Annotated in this window: 22 protein-coding genes and 1 pseudogene; 10 read left to right on the top strand and 13 right to left on the bottom strand. The window is 66.9% G+C overall.

Going from position 1 to position 20,489, the window contains the following annotated elements:
- Window positions 1–99 precede the first annotated feature (99 nt).
- A complete protein-coding gene (locus tag MXD61_RS15815) occupies window positions 100–246 on the bottom strand; it encodes a hypothetical protein (protein WP_248814011.1) in 147 nt (48 codons plus the stop codon).
- Between the two features lie 588 nt (window positions 247–834).
- On the opposite strand from MXD61_RS15815, the gene MXD61_RS15820 reads away from it, so the two are divergent.
- Both MXD61_RS15820 and MXD61_RS15825 read left to right on the top strand, forming a co-directional pair.
- Window positions 835–1,650: an NAD-dependent epimerase/dehydratase family protein gene (locus MXD61_RS15820; RefSeq protein ID WP_248814058.1), complete on the top strand. Its 816-nt coding sequence runs from the start codon at window positions 835–837 to the stop codon at window positions 1,648–1,650.
- Between the two features lie 69 nt (window positions 1,651–1,719).
- On the top strand, window positions 1,720–2,934 hold the full coding sequence (locus tag MXD61_RS15825; protein ID WP_248814013.1) for a helix-turn-helix transcriptional regulator: 1,215 nt from the start codon (window positions 1,720–1,722) through the stop codon (window positions 2,932–2,934).
- A gap of 124 nt (window positions 2,935–3,058) precedes the next feature.
- Here MXD61_RS15825 and MXD61_RS15830 read toward each other — a convergent pair.
- A pseudogene (locus MXD61_RS15830) lies at window positions 3,059–3,400 on the bottom strand (DDE-type integrase/transposase/recombinase); the annotation flags it as partial.
- A 10-nt stretch (window positions 3,401–3,410) separates the two neighbouring features.
- On the opposite strand from MXD61_RS15830, the gene MXD61_RS28515 reads away from it, so the two are divergent.
- Window positions 3,411–3,920 (top strand): transposase, encoded by a 510-nt coding sequence (locus MXD61_RS28515; RefSeq protein WP_248814015.1) that lies wholly within the window; start codon window positions 3,411–3,413, stop codon window positions 3,918–3,920.
- 352 nt (window positions 3,921–4,272) lie between these two features.
- Here MXD61_RS28515 and MXD61_RS15840 read toward each other — a convergent pair whose 3' ends face one another.
- From MXD61_RS15840 to MXD61_RS28900, 8 genes are all read right to left on the bottom strand, one after another.
- Complete coding sequence (locus MXD61_RS15840) at window positions 4,273–4,902, bottom strand: 3'-5' exonuclease (RefSeq protein ID WP_248814017.1); 630 nt, start codon at window positions 4,900–4,902, stop codon at window positions 4,273–4,275.
- Window positions 4,903–5,181: 279 nt separating this feature from the next.
- The gene (locus tag MXD61_RS15845; protein ID WP_248814019.1) at window positions 5,182–6,291 is read right to left on the bottom strand and encodes a hypothetical protein; all 1,110 of its coding nucleotides are present in this window, start codon (window positions 6,289–6,291) and stop codon (window positions 5,182–5,184) included.
- A 292-nt stretch (window positions 6,292–6,583) separates the two neighbouring features.
- Window positions 6,584–6,742 carry a hypothetical protein gene (locus tag MXD61_RS15850; protein WP_248814021.1) on the bottom strand — a complete coding sequence of 53 codons (159 nt, stop codon included), beginning with the start codon at window positions 6,740–6,742 and terminating at the stop codon, window positions 6,584–6,586.
- On the bottom strand, window positions 6,739–7,605 hold the full coding sequence (locus MXD61_RS15855) for a PHP domain-containing protein (RefSeq protein WP_248814023.1): 867 nt from the start codon (window positions 7,603–7,605) through the stop codon (window positions 6,739–6,741). The genes MXD61_RS15850 and MXD61_RS15855 overlap by 4 nt, the downstream gene beginning before the upstream one ends.
- On the bottom strand, window positions 7,598–8,479 hold the full coding sequence (locus tag MXD61_RS15860; RefSeq protein ID WP_248814025.1) for a PHP domain-containing protein: 882 nt from the start codon (window positions 8,477–8,479) through the stop codon (window positions 7,598–7,600). The genes MXD61_RS15855 and MXD61_RS15860 overlap by 8 nt, the downstream gene beginning before the upstream one ends.
- A complete protein-coding gene (locus MXD61_RS15865; protein ID WP_308222766.1) occupies window positions 8,476–9,243 on the bottom strand; it encodes an SAM-dependent methyltransferase in 768 nt (255 codons plus the stop codon). Before MXD61_RS15865 ends, MXD61_RS15860 begins: the two co-directional genes overlap by 4 nt.
- Window positions 9,244–9,390: 147 nt before the next feature.
- A complete protein-coding gene (locus MXD61_RS15870; RefSeq protein ID WP_248814029.1) occupies window positions 9,391–9,984 on the bottom strand; it encodes a hypothetical protein in 594 nt (197 codons plus the stop codon).
- A gap of 196 nt (window positions 9,985–10,180) precedes the next feature.
- Window positions 10,181–10,897: an ATP-binding protein gene (locus tag MXD61_RS28900; RefSeq protein WP_374629027.1), complete on the bottom strand. Its 717-nt coding sequence runs from the start codon at window positions 10,895–10,897 to the stop codon at window positions 10,181–10,183.
- A 535-nt stretch (window positions 10,898–11,432) separates the two neighbouring features.
- Between MXD61_RS28900 and MXD61_RS15875 the strand changes: the two genes are divergently transcribed.
- The 4 genes from MXD61_RS15875 (at window position 11,433) to MXD61_RS15890 (ending at window position 15,504) form a co-directional block, all read left to right on the top strand.
- Window positions 11,433–12,320, top strand: coding sequence for a helix-turn-helix transcriptional regulator (locus tag MXD61_RS15875; protein ID WP_251080053.1), 888 nt, complete (start codon window positions 11,433–11,435; stop codon window positions 12,318–12,320).
- A complete protein-coding gene (locus tag MXD61_RS15880) occupies window positions 12,317–12,526 on the top strand; it encodes a DUF397 domain-containing protein (protein WP_248814033.1) in 210 nt (69 codons plus the stop codon). Before MXD61_RS15875 ends, MXD61_RS15880 begins: the two co-directional genes overlap by 4 nt.
- A gap of 620 nt (window positions 12,527–13,146) precedes the next feature.
- Complete coding sequence (locus MXD61_RS15885; protein ID WP_248814035.1) at window positions 13,147–13,536, top strand: hypothetical protein; 390 nt, start codon at window positions 13,147–13,149, stop codon at window positions 13,534–13,536.
- Window positions 13,537–13,776: 240 nt separating this feature from the next.
- Entirely contained in the window at window positions 13,777–15,504 is a 1,728-nt protein-coding gene (locus MXD61_RS15890) for a proline--tRNA ligase (RefSeq protein ID WP_374629034.1), read from the top strand.
- 11 nt (window positions 15,505–15,515) lie between these two features.
- Here MXD61_RS15890 and MXD61_RS15895 read toward each other — a convergent pair whose 3' ends face one another.
- Window positions 15,516–16,190 (bottom strand): PIG-L deacetylase family protein, encoded by a 675-nt coding sequence (locus tag MXD61_RS15895; RefSeq protein ID WP_248814039.1) that lies wholly within the window; start codon window positions 16,188–16,190, stop codon window positions 15,516–15,518.
- An 86-nt stretch (window positions 16,191–16,276) separates the two neighbouring features.
- Here MXD61_RS15895 and MXD61_RS15900 point away from each other — a divergent pair, with 86 nt between their 5' ends.
- The 3 genes from MXD61_RS15900 to MXD61_RS15910 are packed head-to-tail and all read left to right on the top strand — an operon-like array spanning window position 16,277 to window position 18,807.
- A complete protein-coding gene (locus tag MXD61_RS15900; RefSeq protein ID WP_248814041.1) occupies window positions 16,277–16,801 on the top strand; it encodes a hypothetical protein in 525 nt (174 codons plus the stop codon).
- Between the two features lie 48 nt (window positions 16,802–16,849).
- Window positions 16,850–17,893, top strand: a complete 1,044-nt coding sequence (locus MXD61_RS15905) for a glycosyltransferase family 4 protein (protein WP_248814043.1) — start codon at window positions 16,850–16,852, stop codon at window positions 17,891–17,893.
- Between the two features lie 56 nt (window positions 17,894–17,949).
- A complete protein-coding gene (locus MXD61_RS15910) occupies window positions 17,950–18,807 on the top strand; it encodes a radical SAM protein (RefSeq protein WP_248814044.1) in 858 nt (285 codons plus the stop codon).
- Window positions 18,808–19,024: 217 nt separating this feature from the next.
- Here MXD61_RS15910 and MXD61_RS15915 read toward each other — a convergent pair whose 3' ends face one another.
- Together MXD61_RS15915 and MXD61_RS15920 are read right to left on the bottom strand one after the other, a co-directional pair.
- Window positions 19,025–19,249 carry a DUF397 domain-containing protein gene (locus MXD61_RS15915; protein WP_248814045.1) on the bottom strand — a complete coding sequence of 75 codons (225 nt, stop codon included), beginning with the start codon at window positions 19,247–19,249 and terminating at the stop codon, window positions 19,025–19,027.
- Window positions 19,246–20,289: a non-canonical purine NTP pyrophosphatase gene (locus MXD61_RS15920; protein ID WP_248814046.1), complete on the bottom strand. Its 1,044-nt coding sequence runs from the start codon at window positions 20,287–20,289 to the stop codon at window positions 19,246–19,248. Before MXD61_RS15920 ends, MXD61_RS15915 begins: the two co-directional genes overlap by 4 nt.
- Between the last annotated feature and the right edge of the window lie 200 nt (window positions 20,290–20,489).

Genomic DNA, 20,489 nt, shown 5'->3' on the forward strand with positions numbered 1-20,489 from the left:
CCCCGCCGGGTGGGGCCCCGGGGCGCCGGGGCGGGCCCCCGGGGCGGGGGGGGGCGGGGCCGGGGGGGCCCCCCGCCACCACCCGGACTCGTGGCGGTGTCAGCAGTCGGTGTTCTTGTTCGTCGAGCAGCCGTTGTCGGTGGTGCACAGCAGCGCGTCCGCCGCGTCGCCCTGCTCGACGATCGAGACGTCGAGCTCCAGTTCGCTGATGCCCGCAGTGGTCGTGTCGGCCGTGACGGTGTTCATGGTCATCACACTCCCGGTCTCGCCCGTTCGCATGGGAAGCGGGCTCGTGAAGGACTCCAGTGGTGCCGTCCTGACGCCTGCTCCTCCGCTGAGAGGCGCGCGGGGGTTTCGTCACCGCAGATCCGGTGACGCCTGGGCGACGGGACGTCTCGGTGCTGCCGACACGGCCCCCGAGCCACGCAACTGCTCTGAGCGAGCGCCCGGAAACTCTGTGCCGACCGGTTTCGGTAGCAAGAGTGGAGGCCTGCCACTCCATGAAGTGACACACGTTGTGTCACTGATCCGCTGCCATCCGGCGCACAGGACGGTGCTCTGGAGAGCAGGGTGGTTATCAGAGGGGCGCCCGGCAGCGGGTGCGCTGCCAGCTAAGATCAACCACCAGATCCGGGAGGTGCTCGCTATGGAGGAAAGGGAGGATGTCGGCCCTCGAAGGAGCTTGCATTCAACGTGATCACGGTCCGGCTGTCCTAGCCGAGCGCGACACTCCTGCCAGTCCGGGACTGGACCAGCTCGCGCTGCAGCGGATCGCACCCCAGGCCGAGCGGCCCCCGGTCGCTCAGAGAAGCGACAGGAGGATCGGCGATCTTGATGTTCGTCGTCGGTGGGCAGGGCTATCTCGGGTCCTGCGTGATCCACGCTGCCACCGGAACCGATATGGCGATCGCGATCAGCCGAGATGGAGCGACGCGACATGGCGTGCCATCTACGAGCTGGTCGACCTTCCTCGGCGGTCTCAAGGGTGTTCGTGGCCCCGTCGTTGTCTGGCTACTGGACGGCGCCAAGCACCACGAACTTGATCGACTAGCCGAGCTTCTGGCTGCCCGGCCCGATGGCCACCTCGTGCTCGTCTCGACCTGCACCGTCTACGGCGCCTGCGGCGACCTCGTCTGCGACGAGGGCACACCGTTGGATCTGCGCACCGACCACGCGCGACTCAAAGCCAGCTGCGAGGCCCTGCTCGACCGCTCCGACTGGACATGGGCTGTCCTGCGGCTTGGCGCTCTCTACGGCGTCGATCACCGCGGGATCCGGGCCGACCGGATCGAGCAGTGGGTCCGCCAGGGCACCACCGAGCACGTCATCACGGTGCCCGACCCCGAGCACTGGCGCGGCTGGGTCCACCGGGATCAGGCAGCTCGCGCCCTCTGGCGGGCCGCAGCTTCACAGGTCACCGGAGTCTTCAACATCGCTTCCGCGAACCTGACCTTCGCACAGGCCGCGCACGCTGCCGCGGCGATGACTGACGCCAAGATCATCGCAGCCGGCGAGATGGACCCCTGCAGCTACCGCGTCGATTCCTCCGCCGCCGTCGTGCGCGACCTACTCGACGTCGAACCTGGCGAGGACATTAGCGCGGCGACTGAGGCATTCGTGAATCGGGAAGGGGCACACGACGTAGGGTGAAAGGCGACCTACGCCGCGCGCCAACCCGAGACTTCTGTAGCCGATCGAGTTTGCCCGGGGGCCACCACGATGGATGACGACCGTACCCGCGGCGCAGGCGAACGTATTGCCGACGCACGCAAGGCGCGCAGTCTCAGTCAACGCCAGCTGGCCGAAAACTCCCACGTGAGCCTTTCACTGCTCCGCAAGGTCGAGCAGGGCAGCCGAGATGCCACCCCGGCCCTGGTCGCAGCGGTCGCACGGGCGCTGACCATCGACGTGACGGCCCTGACCGGGCAGCCCTACGACCTCGGTGGCCGGCATCTCGACCCGCTCCACCAGCACATTCCCAAGCTCCGACGTGCGCTCACCTACTGGGACCTGCCTCCCGATGGGATCACGCCGCGACCGTCTGCGGAGCTGGTCCGCGGCGCCGAGCACGCCGCGGACCTTCGTCGATCCGGTAACCACGCCCAGCTCGCCGCTCTCCTCCCGGCCTTGCTCACGGAGACCACCGCGGCTATCCACACCGCGCCGGCGGGCCGGGAACGCGAGCACGCCTACGCCACCTTGACCGTGCTGTTGTTCGCCGCCCACTCCGTCACCTACAAGACGGGATACATCGACCTCTCGACCCTCATCGAGGAACGCACGCACTGGGCGGCACTCGCCTCCTCCGACCCGGTACTCGGAGCACTTGCCGCGTGGGCACGCACCACATCCCTGCTCCAGGCCGGTTCCTACAACATCGGCCTGCAGCTCCTGGACCGCGCCCAGGCCGACATCCCCACCGGCCGTGAGCCGGGCGAGAGTGTGCTGCGGATGTCAGGCGCGCTGCATCTGCGTGCCGCGATGCTCGCAGCACGCAGCGGAGACTCCGACCTGGCCCACGATCACCTCGGCTCGGCACGCAGACTGTCGACGCAGCTCGGCGATGTCGACCACGACGGCGGCCGTTACCAGCTCGCCTTCGGCCCGGCCAATACCGGCGTGCACGTCGTCGCTGCTGCGGTCGAACTGGGCGACGGCGATGAAGCGATCAACCAGGCCAGCCAGGTTCGCATCACCTCGGACCTGCCGAAGATCCGCGCGTGCCATCACTACATCGACCTGGCACGCGCTTACCTGTGGACCGGTGCGAAGGAGGAGTCCCTACGCTGCCTGACCACCGCACGCGAGATCGCGCCGCAGCAGACCCGTCATCACCCGACCACTCGTGAGGTCGTGCGGATGCTCATACGTCTTCACCACCGCAGCAACACGCAGCTGACCAGGATGGCGGGCTGGATCGGGCACGACGCCTGATTCTGCTGCCGCGACTTCCGCTCTGACCGGGCGAACTCGCCGCTCAGGACGCCGCCGACGAACGCATCCGGCGCTGTTGCGTTACGGGAAAACTGGGCATGCCAGCGGCCGAGGCGGCTGCCGGTCAGACGGCTGCTGCGAGTTCGGTGAACGCGGCTGCCAGGTTCAGCTGTGGGTTGGTGTCGATCCCGAGTTCGTCGTGGCCGCGGCGGATGTTCTGGACCAGGGCGTGGCCGGCGCTGATCGTCTGGACCGAGCGCAGCCGTTTCAGCCCGCGCATCGGCCGGAGCCGCGCTTTCAACCGGCCGTGGTCGGCTTCGATCCGGTTGTTCTCCCGGGCGGCGTCGACGTGACAGGCCTCGGGGAGCAGCTCGTCGAGGATCCGCGGGTAGACAGGTGCCCTGTCCGTAGTGACCTCGACCGGGCGGCGGCCATGTGCCAGGGCCAGGGCGAAAAACCCGCGGGCGTCGCCGGTGGTGCGGGTTCGTGGGGCCGGGTCGGGGCGGGTGTCGATCGCGGGGCTTGCCTGTTACCGGCCGGGGCAGGTGCCGCGCTGGTTCTACCGGCTGCGCGAGCATCGGGGTCGTGCCGGTGAGCCCAAGGGGTTCGGTTGGCGGGAGTACCGGGATCTGGTCGTGGCGGCGCACCGCCGGCTGGGCCGGCCGATCGTCCTGGTCTGGGACAACCTGAACATCCACCGATGTGCGGAGATGCTCGCGTTCATCGCGGCGAACGCGCTGTGGCTGACCGTGATCCGACTGCCGTCGTACAGTCCGGAGCTGAACCCGGTGGAAGGCGTCTGGTCGCTGCTGAAACGCGGGGAGATCGCCAACCGGGTCCTGGTCGACGTCGACCATCTCACCGGTCTGGTCCGCCGGGGCCTGCGCCGGGTCGGACATCATCCGGACCTGCTCGAGGGATGCCTGGCGGGCACCGGACTGACCTTGACACCATCCCATGATCAAGCAGCCGACCTCGCACATTAAAGGTCAGTAGTCCCAGCCGCACTGGCGCGCCCGGCGTCGCCGCTGGCTGCGGGACTGCGGTCGCCGGCCGTGCCAGGTGTGCACCCGGGGGTGGGTGGACGATGGGACGTTCCACGCCCATCACGTTGACTACTAAAAGGAATCTAAGTAGCTGGACTCTCGCAGGCCCACGACCTGCGCAGATGTGACTTCCCGGGTCCAGTAACCAGGATTCCGATTAGTACGCGCATATTTGAGGGTTTTATTCGTTCGATCGACATTGCGCAATCGGCTCCTAGCGGCTTTTTCTGAGTAATTCAGGTCCTGGCTCGTCATGTTTCCAGGAGCCCGCACTTCCTGAGGCCTCATAAAATTAGAAGAGTCTGACTTGGGTTTCAGATGGCGGGTTTGTGTCGATGCCGGTGATGGTGCGCAGGTCGTCGAGGGTGGGGGTTCGTCCGGGCCAGTACTGGTCGATGAGCCAGGCGAGCAGGAGCGCTGCGCCGGTGGCGTCCCAGAGGGCTCGGTGGGGTTGGCTGTCGCGGACGGTCGTGCGTAGCGTCGGGCTAAGACCAGCGCGGTCGGTGAGGGCGGTGAGGGAACGTCCACCGTCCATGCCTGCCGCGCGGGCCAGCATCAGGGTATCGATGAGTCCTGCGGGGTGAAGGTCAGGAAGTCGTCGGTGGAGAAGGCGCCAGTCGACGCCGATGTTGTGTCCGACGATCCAGCGCCCCGTGAGCATGCCGGTGATGTGGCCGGCCACCTGGTGGAGAGGGGGCGCGGTGCGCAGGACTTCGTGGGTGAGGCCGGGCGATATCCAGGGGCGTTGAGGTATCGGCCGGCCCGGGTTGATGAGAGTGACGTAGGCGCTCTGCTGGTCCGGCCGGCCGTCCCGGAGGGGGACGGCGGCGAGTTCGAGGATTGCTTCCTGCTCCCGGTCCTGGCCGCCGCTGCCTTCGAGGTCAAGCGCGACCAGAGGGGCTTCATGCCATGGGGTGGTCATCGGTGTCAGTGTCTCGTGTCGTGCGGTCAGTCATCGGCCTTGCCCCGCACCCGGGAGTTCCCGTGCCTTGGCGTACGGGCCGGCACGTTGCACCGGTGCTGTCGTCCGTCAGATCGAAGTCGCTGCACGTCGTGTCCATGGTCGGCCCAGGATGAAGGGATCTGACAGGGGGGTCTGGCGTGCAACGGAGACGCGGATCAGAACGACCAGGCGCGGCCAGCGGTCCCCACCGCCCGTTGACACGGTGATATTCCTCAGGGCCGGCAGGATCAGCTCTGGCTATCCGGGTGTGTGCCGCCAGCGGCGGCCGAGAATCTCCAGGCCGGTGACTGTGGCGATGGCTGTGGTCAGGAGTCCGGTGCCGAGCAGGAGCAGGATGTCTCGGCGCATCCCGAACGTTCCGCTGATCGTGGCCGTGCGGGCGGCGATCAACGCGAACGTGACGCCGGCGAGTAGGGCCAGGCAGGCCGGGATCGTCAGTACGGCCGGATGCTCCACCCAGCGTGGCAGGTCCTGGGTGGTGGGGGGCGGCTCGTCGTGGGTGGTCAGGGTCGCCAGCCTGCTCGCGGCGTCAATCTGCTCGCGGTAGGTCAGATAGCGGTTGCGGAAGATCAGGCGTTCGTCATCGACCGCGTGCTGGAGCGCGCGGTCGATGGTCGCCAGCGCGCCAGTGAAATCACGCACCCGCCGTTGTCCGATCGCGAGGAGATAGAGCAGGCGGTGGTCGCCAGGATGGTCGGCGACAGCCTCGGCGGCACAGGCATACAGCGTTTCGGCCTGGCCGTCGAACGGCATCGCGGTCCGCAGGGAGGCCAGGCAGATGTCGGCGCGGTGCCGGGACCGGCCGCGGTCCCGCCAGGCGGCGATGAACACGACGAGCGCACGGTCGGAGGGGGTCGTATCGCTACCGAACGCGGCGGCGACACCTAAACTCCCGTAGAGCGGGATGTGTACGGCGCCGGCCGCGGTGACCAGCGGGGAGCTGGTGAGGTACTGGTCGAGCGTGCCCCAGCGGCAGTGGTGCCGCAACTTCATGCCGTGGTAGGCGGCGGCGAAGCCCAGTGCAGCATGGGCATGCTGGGTGAGGAGCCGCGTGGTGGCGGTGGTGATCTCCTGCGGGGTTTGGATCACGTCATAGGTCTCGTGGGTGATGCCGGCGAACTCCACCAGCCAGTCCTCGGCGACCGCCTGCTGATGCTCCGGGTCCACGTGTGCGGCGAGCCAGGCCCCGCAGGCGGCTGCGGTGTCCACAATCGGCGCGGCGGCGATCCGCTGCTGCCAGTACAGGTGCGCGCCGCGTAGGTCGGGATCGGCGTCGTCGGCGCGGGTGATCCGGTAGTCGGGCTCCACCCCTGTGCTGATCAGCAGGTCGACGTCCCTCAGGAGCACACGGTCTCCTGGTCGAGGCAAGCCGCTACTCATGCCCCTGTATACCATGCGAGAGTAAGCGAAAACGCACAGAACGTGCATTCCTGGGGTCATGGGCGAGGGGCCGCGGTCCGGCCCGCGACGGACGCCAGCAGCCCCGTGGTCACGCGGCTGCTCCTGCCCACCATGCCCCACATCTGATCATCCTGCTGGAGTGGATCGCTGGGACGGTAGGTGGCTGCGAGGGCGCGCAGCGCCGCGTTGTGCGCGGCTGGCCGTGCGCCGTCGCGGGGTGGGCGCCGGGTCGGCGGCATCAGACTGTCAGCAGTGCCGTGGCCAGCACGAGGTCGCAGCTCAGTGCGAACCCGACCCAGCCCAGGTGGCGTCTGCTGGCCGGCTGGTAGGCGGCGGTGCAGGCCAGCAGGGCCGTGGAGGCGATCCAGACGCCGGCTGCGCAGGTGAGCGCGGTCATCGCCGGGACGCGTTCGGCTGGATTCCGCTGGCGGCGGCGAGGAGGAGCCGTTCGTACATAACGCGGCTGGTGGTGCCGGCCCCGATGGGGATGGCGTTGCTGGTGGGATGGCCACGGCTGCCGCTGCCCCCGGTGACGATCAGGTTCAGGGTGGCGGCGATGCGGCGTAGGGGTTCGCGTGCCGGCTTCGGGTTGGCCGGGTGGTCGATCTCGAGGCCGGCGAGTCCACCGCTTCGCAGGGCGGTGATCTGGTGGGCGGTGAGCTGGAGACGGTGGCGGCGCCGGGGTCGTCCCAGGACTGGCACTCCGCCCGCGGCGCGGATCACCGCCAGGACCTGGTCTGCCCGCGGTTGGCGTTTCGGTTCGAAGTAACGGCCGCCGATACCGAGCCAGCCTGGGCTGTAGGCCTCCTGCAAGCTCGACACGAGCCCGGCCTCGAGCAGTGCGCGGGCGAGGTGCGGCCGGCCCGGTATCTGATGGGGTGCGAGCCGCGCCACCCGGTCCCAGGTGAGCGTCGGATGGTCGGCAGCCAGGTAGGACACCATCCGCCGCGCCCGTTCCTCCCGGTACTGACGGGCCTGGGCGAGCAGGTCGAGCAGCGGCCGGTCCTCCACATTGATCAGGTAGCCGCGGAGGTCGATGGTGCGTTCCTGGCCGGCGACCACCACGGCGCAGGGCACCGTGACCGCAGGGATCAGGGTCAGGTCTGCCGGGAGTGCCCGGCGGGCCCCTTGCACACCGTCGACGGTGAGCCGGTCGGCGAGCGCGACCACGGTCGCGCCGGCCCGCGCGGCCCGTCCCATCAGCGCCTCTGGCCACGCGCCGCGCCCTGACAGCGACGACTCGACATGCAGATCAATCATCGGCGGTCACCGCCGTGCCGAGGATCGGCATCGTCCCATGGCCGGCCCGGACGATCTGGTGGTAGGCGTCGGTGCTGGTCGTTTCCGCGCCGAGCGCGGGGCCGCCGTCGCCGTGATGGCCACTGCCTCCGGTGATGATCAGGCCGAGGTGGTGGGCGATCCCGCGAAGTTCCTGGCGATCGTCCGGGCGATGGGTGGGGTGGTCGACCTCGAGGCCGGCCAGACCGTCGGCGTGCAGACCTTTGAGGTCGTCGGCGGTGAGATTCAGCCGGCCGGGCCAGCGGGCATACGCGAGCACAGGCACCCCGCCCGCCCCGCGGATCGCGTGCAGGGTCTGGCGGGCGGAGGGGAGCCGTCGGCGCCGTGGCGCGTACTGGCCACCCAGCCATGCGGAGCTGAGTGCCTCCGCGAGAGTGCCCGCCAGTCCTGCGGTGACCAGCGCTCCGGCGACGTCAGCGATGCTGGGGCGGCGATGCCCGGCCTGGGTCGCCACGTCCTCCCAGGTCAGCGCATGCCCCCCGTTTTGTAGATCACGCAGGACTTTGCGGACCTGGCGTTCCTGCTCGTCATGGTTGTCGCCCAGGATGCCCAGCAAGATCCGGTCGCGCGGGTTACACAGATAGGCCAACAGCGACAGTGGGACCCGCTGCACGCCCAGGTCCACCGCGCAGGACACCTCCACCCCCGGCAACAGCGTCAGACCCAGGGGCAGCGCGGCTTCTGCCTCCGCGACCCCGTCGACCGTGTTGTGATCGGTTATGGCGATCACGTGTAGGCCCGCTGCCGCCGCTTGGGCGGCCAGGTCGCCGGGAAGTGCGCTGCCGATCGACCGGCACGAATGCACATGAAGATCAATACCGGTGTTCGTGGTCATGGTTTGCGTGCCACGGCGCCGTAGACACTCACCTCGGCGTCGGTCCTCGACAGGGCGGGGGCGTCCGAGGCATCGGGGGTGTCGGGTCGCCAGCGGTGCACCGTGGTCACGCCGGGGTCGATCAGGTGCAGTCCGGTGAAGAACCGGGCGACCTCGTCGTGGGAACGTGCCACCGTGGGAATGCCCCGCTCCCGGTACAGCGTGGCGACCTGGTCGGCGGCTGGGCTGTGGTCCGCGGTGAGGTGGCTGAGCATGAGCGCGCTGCCGGCGGGCAGCTCGTCCATCAGATGCGCCACGATGGTGTACGGGTCGTCCACGTCAGTCAAAAAGTGCAGGATCGCGATGAGGGACAGCGCGACGGGCTGGCGTAGGTCGAGGGTGTCGCGGACCTCGTCGGAGACCAGGACCGACAGCGGGTGCCGCAGGTCCGCGTCGAGATAGGCGGTACGACCCGCCGGTGTGCTGGTCAGCAGCGCACGGGCATGGACCAGGACCAGCGGATCATTATCGGCATAGACGACACGGGCCTCAGGCGCGACGGCCTGCACGACCTCGTGCAGGTTCGGCGAGGTCGGCAGCCCGGTACCGACGTCGAGGAACTGCCGGATTCCCACCTCGGCCGCGAGGAAACGGGCCGCGCGGACCATGAAAGCCCGATTCTCCCGGGCCATCACCGGCACACTCGGCGCCGCGTCCAGGACCTTCTCGGCGGCCTCACGATCCGCGGGATAATGGTCTTTTCCGCCCAGAAAGTAGTCATACATGCGGGCAGCGTGCGGCTGCCTGATGTTCAGTTCTCGGACCGACTCGCTCATAATCCCTTCACCACGTCGACGTCAGAGCCGTGGCCTGTCCCCGGCCACACCACCACCGGGGACAGGCCACGCTGCCGGGAAGAAACGATCAGAACATCACCCGCGCGGGATCCACTCACGCTCGGTCCGGCCGCCACGCGCCTCGACGCCCCGCTCGTCCTCGCCGCCGTCCGGGTCGTCCTCGCCGGCCGGGGCCAGCTCCCCCCTGCTCCCCGCCAGAAGGGACTCGCCGCCTTCCTGCTCCGGCGGATCACCGTTCGGGTCGACGATCTCGCCGTCGCCGCCGTGCAGGGTGAACGCGGGGGCGACGGCCGCCGCGATCGCCGGCGCCAGCAGCTCCAACTCCCGCCGCGTGTCCTCCGCATACAGGCTGACCAGCTGGTTCCAGCGGTCCTCGCCCAGCGCCATCCGCACGAGCTCGAGGTACGTCGGGACGCGGCCCTCCTCCTGGAAGAACAGCGCGGCCCGCGTCTTCAGATGCGCGGCAGTCTCCGACGGGGCCGGGGACGGCTGGGCCGTCGGGCGCACCTGGTGTCCCGCGAGCGCGAACTGGAGCCGGCCCCGGCGCAGCTTCCTGCGGTAGTCGGCCTGAAGGTCCAGCAACGCACGAAGATCGTCCAGTTCCAGGTGGAGTTCCCGGTGATAGAACAACACCCGGTCAGCGATGGACTCCGGCGCCAGACTGTGCAACTCCAGATCCACCAGCCCCGCCCGGTAAGGAGCTGCTTCGAAAAACGGTGGCATACGAAACTCCGATCAGTAGACGTAGGGAAATGGGCGCGCGCACTGCGACATTCCCGTCGCGACGGGAATGCGATCGCAGTGACGAATGTCGACGTGCGCCGCAGAGAGGGGTGCACGTGAAAGGCCACACAGCACTGGCCGGTTAAGGCGCCCCGTCCGCGCAGGCCACAGGAGCGCAGTCAGTTTCGGCGGCCGGCGCGATTCCTGCCGTCGCAGTCAGCTGCGGATATGGCCGGGGTGAGCCTCGGCAGACACGGCCATATTGACCGCGCATGACGCCTCCGGGTGGGGGCCTATGCCAGTCGTCGAGCCCGCGTAGACGGTCGATAACTCGTTGCAGGACGGTGGGGTCGGTCTCGAAGGTAGGAGGGATCGCCGGGGATGGGGCCGGTCCGGTCACCGGCACCCGTGTCGGCAGAGGGGCGGCGCTGGCGGTGCACATGATCGGCCGCGTCGCGGCCGGAAGCTGTGCCCAGGTCACCTTCCCGCCGGTCAGGGGCAGGTACCAGGCCCATCGCAGACACACCGCGTCTACGAGTATCAGCCCGCGACCACCTTCCTGGTCCTGGGCCGGCGTGCTCAGAATCGGCAGAGCGGTGCTGGCATCCCACACTTCCACTGTCAGAACCGCGTCACAGACGGTTAGACGCAGTCCCACGACGTCATCCGGCCGGCTGGCCTTCACCGCGTTCGATGTCAGTTCGCAGGCCACGAGTTCCCCGAGTTCGACAGCGTCCGACCCGACAGCCCATCCCGTCAACGTGCGGATGGTCGTAGCACGCGCCTGCGGAACGGCGTTAACGGCCGCCGGGAAATGCGCCACGGCCCCCCGGAACACCGGCGACGCGTCGCCAGTCACGCTGACCCCCGGGGAGCACCCAGAACATGCGTACAGGCCTCGATCGCCGAGTGACCGAGACCTTCATGCGTGGGAGTACTGTCCCAGCCGGCAGTTCGAGCCGACAGCCCAGGCTGGGGCGGGTCCATCTGTGAGCGGCGTCGACATCGGGCAGCGGTCCGGGCGGTCGTCCGTCCGCAGCCCACGCCACGAACTGGCTCGTCCATGGCCCCTCTCCCTTCAGCTTGCGACGAAAGGCCCTCAGCGCGCCGCCGCCGCGTGCGCAGCACGGTGTCTCGGGCGGCAGGGCGCAGAGGTCGTCGCGGCACGTCGCGCCACGATGACAACCAGCGGTGAACGCGAATTACCTGCCACGTGTCGTGGCCGGACAACGACTGTCGGCGTGCTGGTTGTCACGCAGAAGTCAAACATCCCGAGGCCTCGGGATGCAAGACTCACCTTGAATCGACGATATGTTGATGTTGTTGCAAAATACGCGAGCGGAGTCTTTCATTTTGGGTGAAGGACTACTCTCAAACCGAAGGAGGGACGAGCGATGCCACCAGGCGCTACCACGGGCTCGACGGTGCCGCGCCGTCAGCTCGGCAGGTACCTACGTGATCTTCGGAACCAGGGCAGGCTGACCGTGCGGGCGGCCGCGGGGCGCTTGGAGTGGTCCGAAGCCAAGATCTGGCGGATCGAGTCGGGGCTGACCTCACTCCGAAGCTTCGACGTCGAGGTCATGTGCCGGATCTACGGCGCGCCCACCGGCCTCACCGAGGCTCTGATGGGACTCGCGAAGGAGACGAAGGCGCGTGGCTGGTGGCACAGCTACGGCGACGTCATCCCGGGATGGCTCGATCTGTACATCGGACTCGAAGAGGCAGCGTCTCGTCTCTGGTGCTACCAGTCCGAGCTTGTTCCCGGACTCTTGCAGACGGAGGAGTACGCACGGACTCTCATTCGAGCAGATGACCCCGACGTCGACGATGAAGAGATAGACCGGCGAGTTCACGTGCGCATGGCCAGACAGTCGCTGCTGACGCGAGCGACCGATCCTCCGTCGCTCAGCGTGGTTCTCAACGAGTCGATCCTGCATCGCTCCGTGGGCGGTCCGGAAGTGCTGGCAAAGCAACTGGAACGAATCGCGGACGTCAACAAGCTGCCGAACATCACGATCAAGGTGATGCCGTTCAGCGCAGGGCTGCACGCGGGCGTCACGTCGGGGCCGTTCGTCGTTCTTCGGTTTCCCGAGATCGGAACCGGACGCGCGGGGGAACCGCCAACGGTTTACGTGGAAGGACTCACCGGAGCGCTGTATCTGGAGAAAGACCACGAGGTGACGCAGTACGAAGATTCGTTCAGCGCGATGTGGGAATTGGCAGCAGAGAAGGACGAGAGCACGAAAATGCTCATTGACCGGGCGGGGAGCCTGAAGCCATGAACACGTACGATCTTTCCGGCGCGAAATGGCGCAAAAGCAGCTACAGCAATGCTAAGGGTGAGTGTGTCGAAGTCGCTTTTCTTGATGACGATGCTGTCGCTGTACGGGACAGCAAAGATAGCAGGGGCGGGCCGGCCCTAATTTTTACCAAGGCCGAATGGTCAGCCTTCCTGCGTGGCGCGGCAGACGGAGAGTTCACTGCCTGAAACTGCAGCTTCCTGCTCCGCGGCGCACCGGATACGTAACCGCCGCTAGCCCCTGTCGCCCGTCCGCTTGACGCTCGGTAGAACGCGACCGGGCGGGCAAAAGAATTCGATCGAATCTACGAGAAAGATAGGGATCTCGCCTCGTCGAACGGCCGCCTGAAACTGGATCTTAGATCCGGGTTCCACAATGATGTCTTGGAACGTGTCGAGTGGTTGCTAGACGTCCACCTTGACCGCGCCACGGCAGTTCGGAAGCAGCGCTCAATCAGCCTTACCGGCGCGGCGATAAAGGAACCTGGGCCCGTGTTGAAGTTTGATCCCCGGAGAAGATGACCGGACAGGGATGGAACGGAACAGGGTCCTCGTCAATTCTTCGGGGCGTGGCTCGGCCAGAATGGAGGTAAAGCGTCTCTTGGGACGATCCCGCCCAGGATCTAGTGTAGAGAGCCGACGAAACGGATTTCGTCGCGGATCATCCGGTCAAGACCGGTGGCATTCTCGGCACCGATCCCGCGCTTTCTGAGGAGTGGGGGGCAACGCTGCGATCGTCGCTCACCGCGCTTTCCGAGCATTCGACCACCCGAGTCGCTACTCCTCACGGGGATGCCGGGACGGCCCTGGTGGAGATCTTCTCGTCGTCGGATGATCCGTTCCTGCGTCACGGGGACGTGGTGACCGAGTGCCTGTTGGCGGCGGCGGTGCGCGCGGACATCGTGGTGATCGAGCCGGTCCTCAATCACCACGATGTGGTGATTGAGGACCGTGGTGTGCACATCATGTTCTCGTACGGGTTGGAGTCCCTGATCCGGCGGCATGCGGTGGAGGTGGACGAGGCTGTGTCCTGGCTCGATGGGTCCGGCAGCGCGTACAGCGCATTCTCACCGAACCGAATCAGCGTCAGGCCAGCCAGATCAACGCCCAGCCGGGCAGCGACGTGCCACGCTGCGACGCGCGTCAGCAGCCGATCGGAGCGATCACGATGCGTAGCCATGGGGGATGGCGGGCGGTAGTACTCTGGGGACGTTGCGGATCAGCGGTTGGAACCCACCACAGCATGTGGCGCCGCAACCGTGCCATTCACTGGACCTGGCTGTTGGGCTGGGCGGTCCGCGAGGGGAGAGCCGGTGCGTCCCACCAGTGTTGTGAGGCGACCGCTCTAGCCGGGCCAACGTTTCCCTGGGGGCTCGGCGTCTCTCGCGAGCGGCAGCGTGCCGCCGTCTGTCAACTACGGTTCAGCATGGAAGGCTTTGATCGTGGATCACTTGTCGCACGTCTTCGCTCGGACGCTGCGTGATGACCCCGCCGAGGCGGAGACGGTCAATCACAAGCTCCTGGTTCGAGGAGGCTACGCCCGGAAGGTGGCCTCGGGCGTCTACACATATCTGCCGTTGGGCCTGCGGGTGCTCCGCAAGGTCGAGGCGATCGTGCGGGAGGAGATGGCACGGGCCGGCAGCCAGGAACTGCTGATGCCCACGCTGATGCCCCGCGAGCTGTGGGAACGGACCGGCCGTTGGACCCAGTATGGCGAGTTGATGTTCCGGGTGACCGACCGCAAGGGCGCAGAGTTCTGCCTCGGCCCGACGCACGAGGAACTCGTCACGACGCTGGTCGCGAACGAGGTCCGCAGCTACCGGGACCTGCCGTTGAGCGTGTACCAGATTCAGACGAAGTACCGGGATGAGCTGCGGCCCCGCTCCGGGCTGATCCGTGCCCGGGACTTCGTGATGAAGGACGCCTACAGCTTCCACCCCGACCGGGACTCACTGCGGGAGACCTACACGGTCATGTACGCGGCGTACGAACGGGTGTTCACCAGGTGCGGTCTGCGGTTTCGGGCTGTGGAGGCACAGGCCGGGGAGATCGGCGGCGACGTCAACCACGAGTTCATGGCCCCGACCGAGGTCGGGGAGGACCTGTTCGTCTACGCACCCGACGGCACGTACGCGGCGAACCTGGAGGCGGCGGTCTCCCAGCGTCCCGAGCCGGTCGAGCCCGGCTCGCAACCGTGGGCTCGGGTGCACACTCCCGGGGTTCCCGGGGTCGACGACCTGTCCGCCCACCTGGGCGTTCCGGCGTCGCAGATTTTGAAATGCGTCCTCTACAAGCTGCCCGCGGTCGAGGGCGAGGACGCCGTTCGGGTGGTTGCCGTCCTGGTGCCGGGCGACCGCGAGGTCAACGAGATCAAGCTCGCGAAGGTCGTGGGGGCCGCACCGTCGCTTCTCGACGCCACCGACTTCGCCGCGCAGCCGGCGCTGGTCCGCGGCTATGTCGGCCCGGTCGGGCTCGGAACCCACGTCCATCGGATCATCGCGGACCATCACGTCGCCGCGGGCCGTGACTGGGTCACCGGCGCGAACGAGGTCGACTATCACGCGACCGGTTGCAACCTCGGCCGGGACTTCACGGCCGACGAGTTCGCCGATGTCACCAACGTGCGGGCGGGAGATCCCTCTCCCGACGGCAGCGGGCCGCTGGCGATCGACCGTTCGGTCGAGGTCGGGCACATCTTCCAGCTCGGCACCAAGTACTCCCAGCCGCTGGAAGCCCGCTACCTGGACAGCAACGGCAAGGACGTGGCGATGGTGATGGGCTGCTACGGCATCGGAATCAGCCGCATCCTGTCCGTCGTCATCGAACAGCACCATGACGACAACGGCATCCTCTGGCCGGCGGAGCTCGCGCCCTACGACGTCGAGGTCATCCCGCTCGGCAAGAACGTGGACCCTGAGGCGGTCACCGGCGTGGCTGCGACCTTGGAGGCCGAGGGCCTGGATGTTCTTGTCGACGACCGGCCGGGGTCGGCCGGTGTCAAGTTCGCCGATGCCGACCTGATCGGTTGCCCTGTCCAGGTCATCGCGGGGCGCCGTCTCAGCGAGGGAGTGGTCGAGGTGCGGACCCGGGACCGGTCGACCACGCTCGACGTCGACATCGCGGACCTCCCGAAAACGGTCCAGCGGCTTCTGCACCCGTCGGCCTGACAGCCGGCCGCTCAGGTTCCCGGGGGCCAGGCCGACGCGTGGAAGGTCTCGGTCTGGAGGCTCTGCGGGTGTAGGCGAAGGAATTTCAGGACGCTCCGCGCCTGGGTGTCGTAGCACCCCAGCGCGCGGAGCTTGTCCTCGGCAACATCGGCCACGCCGTGCGTGCGGTTCGGGGGTACCCGCAGGCGGTTCACCTCCTGCGGAACCAGGTAGCCGGGCCGGGGACCGTCCCGAAAGGCGTGGGGATCGGCGAACGTGAGCACGGTACGCGGCGCCCACCCGCTCAGCCTCAGCGCCGCTCGGGTGATGTGGTGGGATGCCACGTGGTCGGGATGCCCGTTCATCCCGTTGGCGGGGAACGTCGCCACCACCGCCGGCCGTGTTCGCTCGACCAGAACCCGAAGATCCTCCGCGGCTTCGTCCGAACGGGACGCGAGCCCGCCGTCCGGATACGGAAAAAGCAATGCATCCGCAACGCCGAGCAGGGACATTGCGGCGGTGAACTCCTGGCTGCGCATCTCCGCGAGCTGCTCCTGCGGGCAAATCCCCAGCGTGCGACCCTCCTCGCCGCGTGTCAGGGTAACGACGGTGACCGAGTCCCCTCGCCTGGTGGCCTGCCGGATGGTGCCCCCAGCGGACAACGTTTCATCATCGGGGTGCGGTACGACAACGAGCATGTCGGTCATGGCGCTATATTTTCGCACGTGAGTTCGAGACCGGCTGGACGTTCTCAGCTTCTGGACACGAGGATGCGGGGTCTGCGATGGCGCACATGAGATCCCTTGACTTCCTGGACGGCCGTCGGCGCATCGTCCGGTCGGACACCTGCCGCGGCTGTTACATGAACGAACACGAAGCGGACCTTCCCTCGGCGATTCGACCCGTCTACGACGATGGCGAACTGACGGTGCGACAGGACGCGGAATGGGCCGTTCCCGGTTTCATGATTCTGGGAGCCCGCGCGCATCTGGCCACCGTGGCCGACCTGCCCTTGCCGCTGGCTCTGCGGGCGATCACGATCGTGCGGGCTGTGCGGGCGGTGATGCGGGACGAACTCGGGCTCGCCGCGGTTCAGATGTATCAGGAGGACAAGCACGTCCAGCCCCATTTTCACATCTGGATGCTTCCGCTCTGGCCCGACGTGATGCGCGAGCACGGCATAAATCCGCGCATCTACGAATCCAGCATCCCCAGCTATTTGAAGCTCTTTCGGTTCGAGGACGTGGAGCCGGAGATCGTTCGCTGTGCAGACGTCATCCGTACGGCGCTTCCCCGACGGCTCCAAGAAGATCAATGAAGTCACCTGCGCGAAGCCCTGACCCCCTCGCGTCCCAGGAGCACAAGGTTGCGTATAGCTCAGATCGCACCGCTATGGGAGTCGGTACCGCCCGCGAAATACGGCGCCGTCGAAGCTCTCGTTGCGGACCTGTCACGGTGTCTTGTCGCTGCCGGCCATGAGGTCACCGTCTTCGCTTCCGGAGACTCCCTGGCGAGCGGTCGCCTCGTGGCAGGCCACCCCAGATCGCTGAACGCGGACGACTCCGTCATCGAACCGGAGGCCATTCGCCTTCGTCAGCTTGCCGACGTCCTGGCGCAGGCCGCCGAGTTCGACGTCATACACTCTCACCTGCATTCGAATTCCGGCCTCGCTGCCGCCCTGGTGCTTCATCCTCTCCGGAAGCGAACTGTTCACACACTGCACTGCTATGCCAACGCCGACAACACGCAGCTTCTTAACGGGTTAGCCGACAACGCCTACATTGCGATAAGTGATCACCAGCGGGCGAGTCTTCCTCGTTTGAACTGGCGAGCTCGGATCTACCATGGCCTGGATGTCGGCTCCTTCCCGTTCCGGGCCGAGCCGGACGAGCCTCCTCATGTGGCCTTCTTGGGTCGCCTCCGACCCGACAAGAGACCTGACCTCGCGATAGCTGCGGCACGGGACGCGGGCATCCCGATCAGGATCGCCGGCCGCGTGAAGCCCGCCGACCGATCCTACTTCGAGAGCGAGATCGCGCCGCATGTCGATGGCGAGGCGGTCAGGTACCTCGGGGAGCTGGCCTTCGCGGATAAGGTCAGCCTCCTGGGGAGCGCGTGCGCGACACTCGTCACCAGCGGCCTACCCGAGCCCTTCGGGCTGGTAACCGCCGAGTCACAGCTTTGTGGCACCCCTGTCGTCGCCACCCGGGCTGGAGCAATCGATGAACTCGTCGAACAGCGAGAAACCGGCTTCATCGCCAACGACGACACCGAACTTCCCGACCACATACATGCCGCGATGAAACTGGATCGAACTGCCTGCCGAAATTATTCGGCTCAACGATTTGCCCTACCCCGTATGGCCGCCGAGTACCTTGCGGTCTACGAGGAGATCGCCAGCGGAGGTTAAGGCCCGCCCGCCGCCGCATCCAACCGGCTTTCCGTGGAGTATCGAGGAGATTGCCCATGCGACGAAGCATCATCCTCACCGCTGGCAACAGCTGCTTCGTTGCCTGCCCTGGATGCTATAACAACTTCGCGCGGACCCTGCTTGCCACCCCAGTAGTGCACCGCTTCGCAGAACTACTACATCGGGAACTCGGAGTCACAAAGATCACTGTTGGCGGTGGAGACCCACTCACCAGACCAGACATCGAGGACCTTGTCTCTGGCCTCCGCGAGATCGGCCTGACCATCCATCTGGACACGGTCGGCACTGCTTTTCTTCGGGACGCGGAAATCCGCTTTATGGGCCAGGGGACAGTCCGCCGGGTGGACATCGAATCTCTCATACGCTCCGTCGATCAGATCGGAATTCCACTCGACGGATCAACGGACGATGTCGCCAGGAGGTTCAGAAGGTTCGGATCTGTTGCCGACCAGCTCGCGATTCTCGACCTCATGGACAGCGTCGACGCGACGGTATGCGTCAACACAGTCGTCCATCAAGGGAATATCGACGACCTCGAATCGATCGCCGAGCAGGTCGAATGTCATCCGGCTGTTCGCCGGTGGCAGTTGTTTCAATTTATGCCGAGTGGGCCACTGGGGAGTCGCCAAGCTGCCAGCCTCAGCGTAAGCCCCGCAGATTTCGAACGCGCCGTGTCGACGCTCGACGCAGCCCTACCTGAGATCACCGTCTCGGTAAAATCGAACAGCGACCGCAAGAACTCCTATCTTCTCATAGACGGCGCAGGCACACTCTGGAGTCCCCGCCAGCAATCCACGCCACACTGGAGTAGCGACGACGAAAGCCCCGACCGTGAAGTGCACGGGTGGATCGGCGACATTGAGGTCATCGAGGTCCTACGCGGTCTCCTGTGACAGAAACATTCGGAGTGTCCAGGTACCCGCGCCGGGCGGTTGTCAGCGTGGGCATCGACTGGGGCACGTGCGTCGCCCGCGATCGTGGCAGTTCGGCACATCTGCGTGTCGGAATGTCACGATCCGATATCCGTGGACGCGGTCTGGTTCCTGCTGCCGCGTCACACTACTCGATCAAATGATTTTTTGAATCAACTGCGAAATTACATCTGATGGTTTAGCCAAATTCCCCGTCGCGAGCGCCGGCGAGGAAAGCAACCCACTCGGGTCCAGTGAACAGCAGGACGTCCCCATCAGGGTGCTTGGAGTGCCGGACGGCGCGACCGCCGTCCGGCAGATCCGCCACTTCGACGCAGTTCCCGCCGTTGCCACTGCTGTAGCTGCTCTTGCGCCAGGCCAAGCCCGCAACCGGGGTGGCCGGGCCGGATGGGGTGCTGTTCATCCGAGGTCCTCCACGGCCTTGACGATGAGGTTGCGGGACTGCTCGGGATCGAGCGCCGCCGCCCGCAGACGGTTCATCGCCAGCTTATACCTGCGCAGGTCGGACTCCCGTTCCAAGTACAGGCCGCTGTGGAGCTGGTCCATGTGGACGACTTCGCCGCCTGGCGGCGCGGGAAACGTCATGATTGTGAACGGGTGTCCGAACGCCGCGTACGCGCCGAGAGCGTAGGGCAGTACCTGCACCGTGACGTTCGGCTGCGCGGCACGTTGTGTCAGATGGTGGAGTTGGGCACGCGTCACCTCGGCGCCTCCGACGTGACGGTATAGCACGGATTCGTCGAGCACGACCCACAGCGCCAGCGGCTCGTCGCCGGCCAGCCGGGCCTGGCGCTCCATCCGGACGGCAACGCGACGGTCGATCTCGTCGTCGTCCAGGCTGGTGTTCGCCGCCCGGAGCACCGCGCGGGCGTACTCCGGAGTCTGCAGTAGCCCTGGGACGAGTTGGGCTTCGAACTCCTCTACGCTGACCGCGCTGCTCTCGGCTGCCATGAACCGCTCGAACCAGCGCGGCATCTGCGCGAGGGTCTGGCCGGTGCCGGTGGGGACGAAGATGCTGTCGTCGCCGATGCCGTTGTCGCCGCGTACCTGCGTGGCCAGCGTTCCGTGGAGTGTGCCGGTGACGACGCGGACGCCGTCGGCGTCGGCGTAGCCGAGGGCGGTCGTGGCGATCGCGCGGCGGTCGGTCAGGATCGTGGCCATGTCGAGCAGGCCCTGCGGGCCGACCGTGCTCAGGAACCAGGAGACCAGCGCTCCGGGTAGGCCGTGCCAGGCGGGCAGGGCCAGCCCGGTGTCATCGACGATCACCGGGCGTCCCAGCTTCGCGTACGCATCCTCAGCCTTGCCCGCGGCCACGGCCGCGACGTCCAGGGACTGGACCTCGAGGAGATCCACCGTGGCTGTGGCCACCGGGATACCCAGGAGGGTTGCGTACTCGCGGGCTTTGCCGTCGTTACCGGTGACGATCGTGACACCGTCGATCATGGGTGCTCCCTGGCCTGGCTCGCACGCTCTGAACTCTCTGGAGAGAGGGCGGCGCTGGCCGCGCGTCTGCCTCGGTGAGGTTAGCAACCAGCACCGTTCGTGATCGTGCCCGGCGTGGCCGGCCCTGGTTGACGGGCATGCTGGTCGCGATGGACTTGTTCGACATCGTTCACCGAGGTTCGACGACCACCGGCGAGCGG

Source organism: Frankia sp. AgPm24, assembly GCF_023243055.1.
Lineage (GTDB): Bacteria > Actinomycetota > Actinomycetes > Frankiales > Frankiaceae > Frankia > Frankia umida.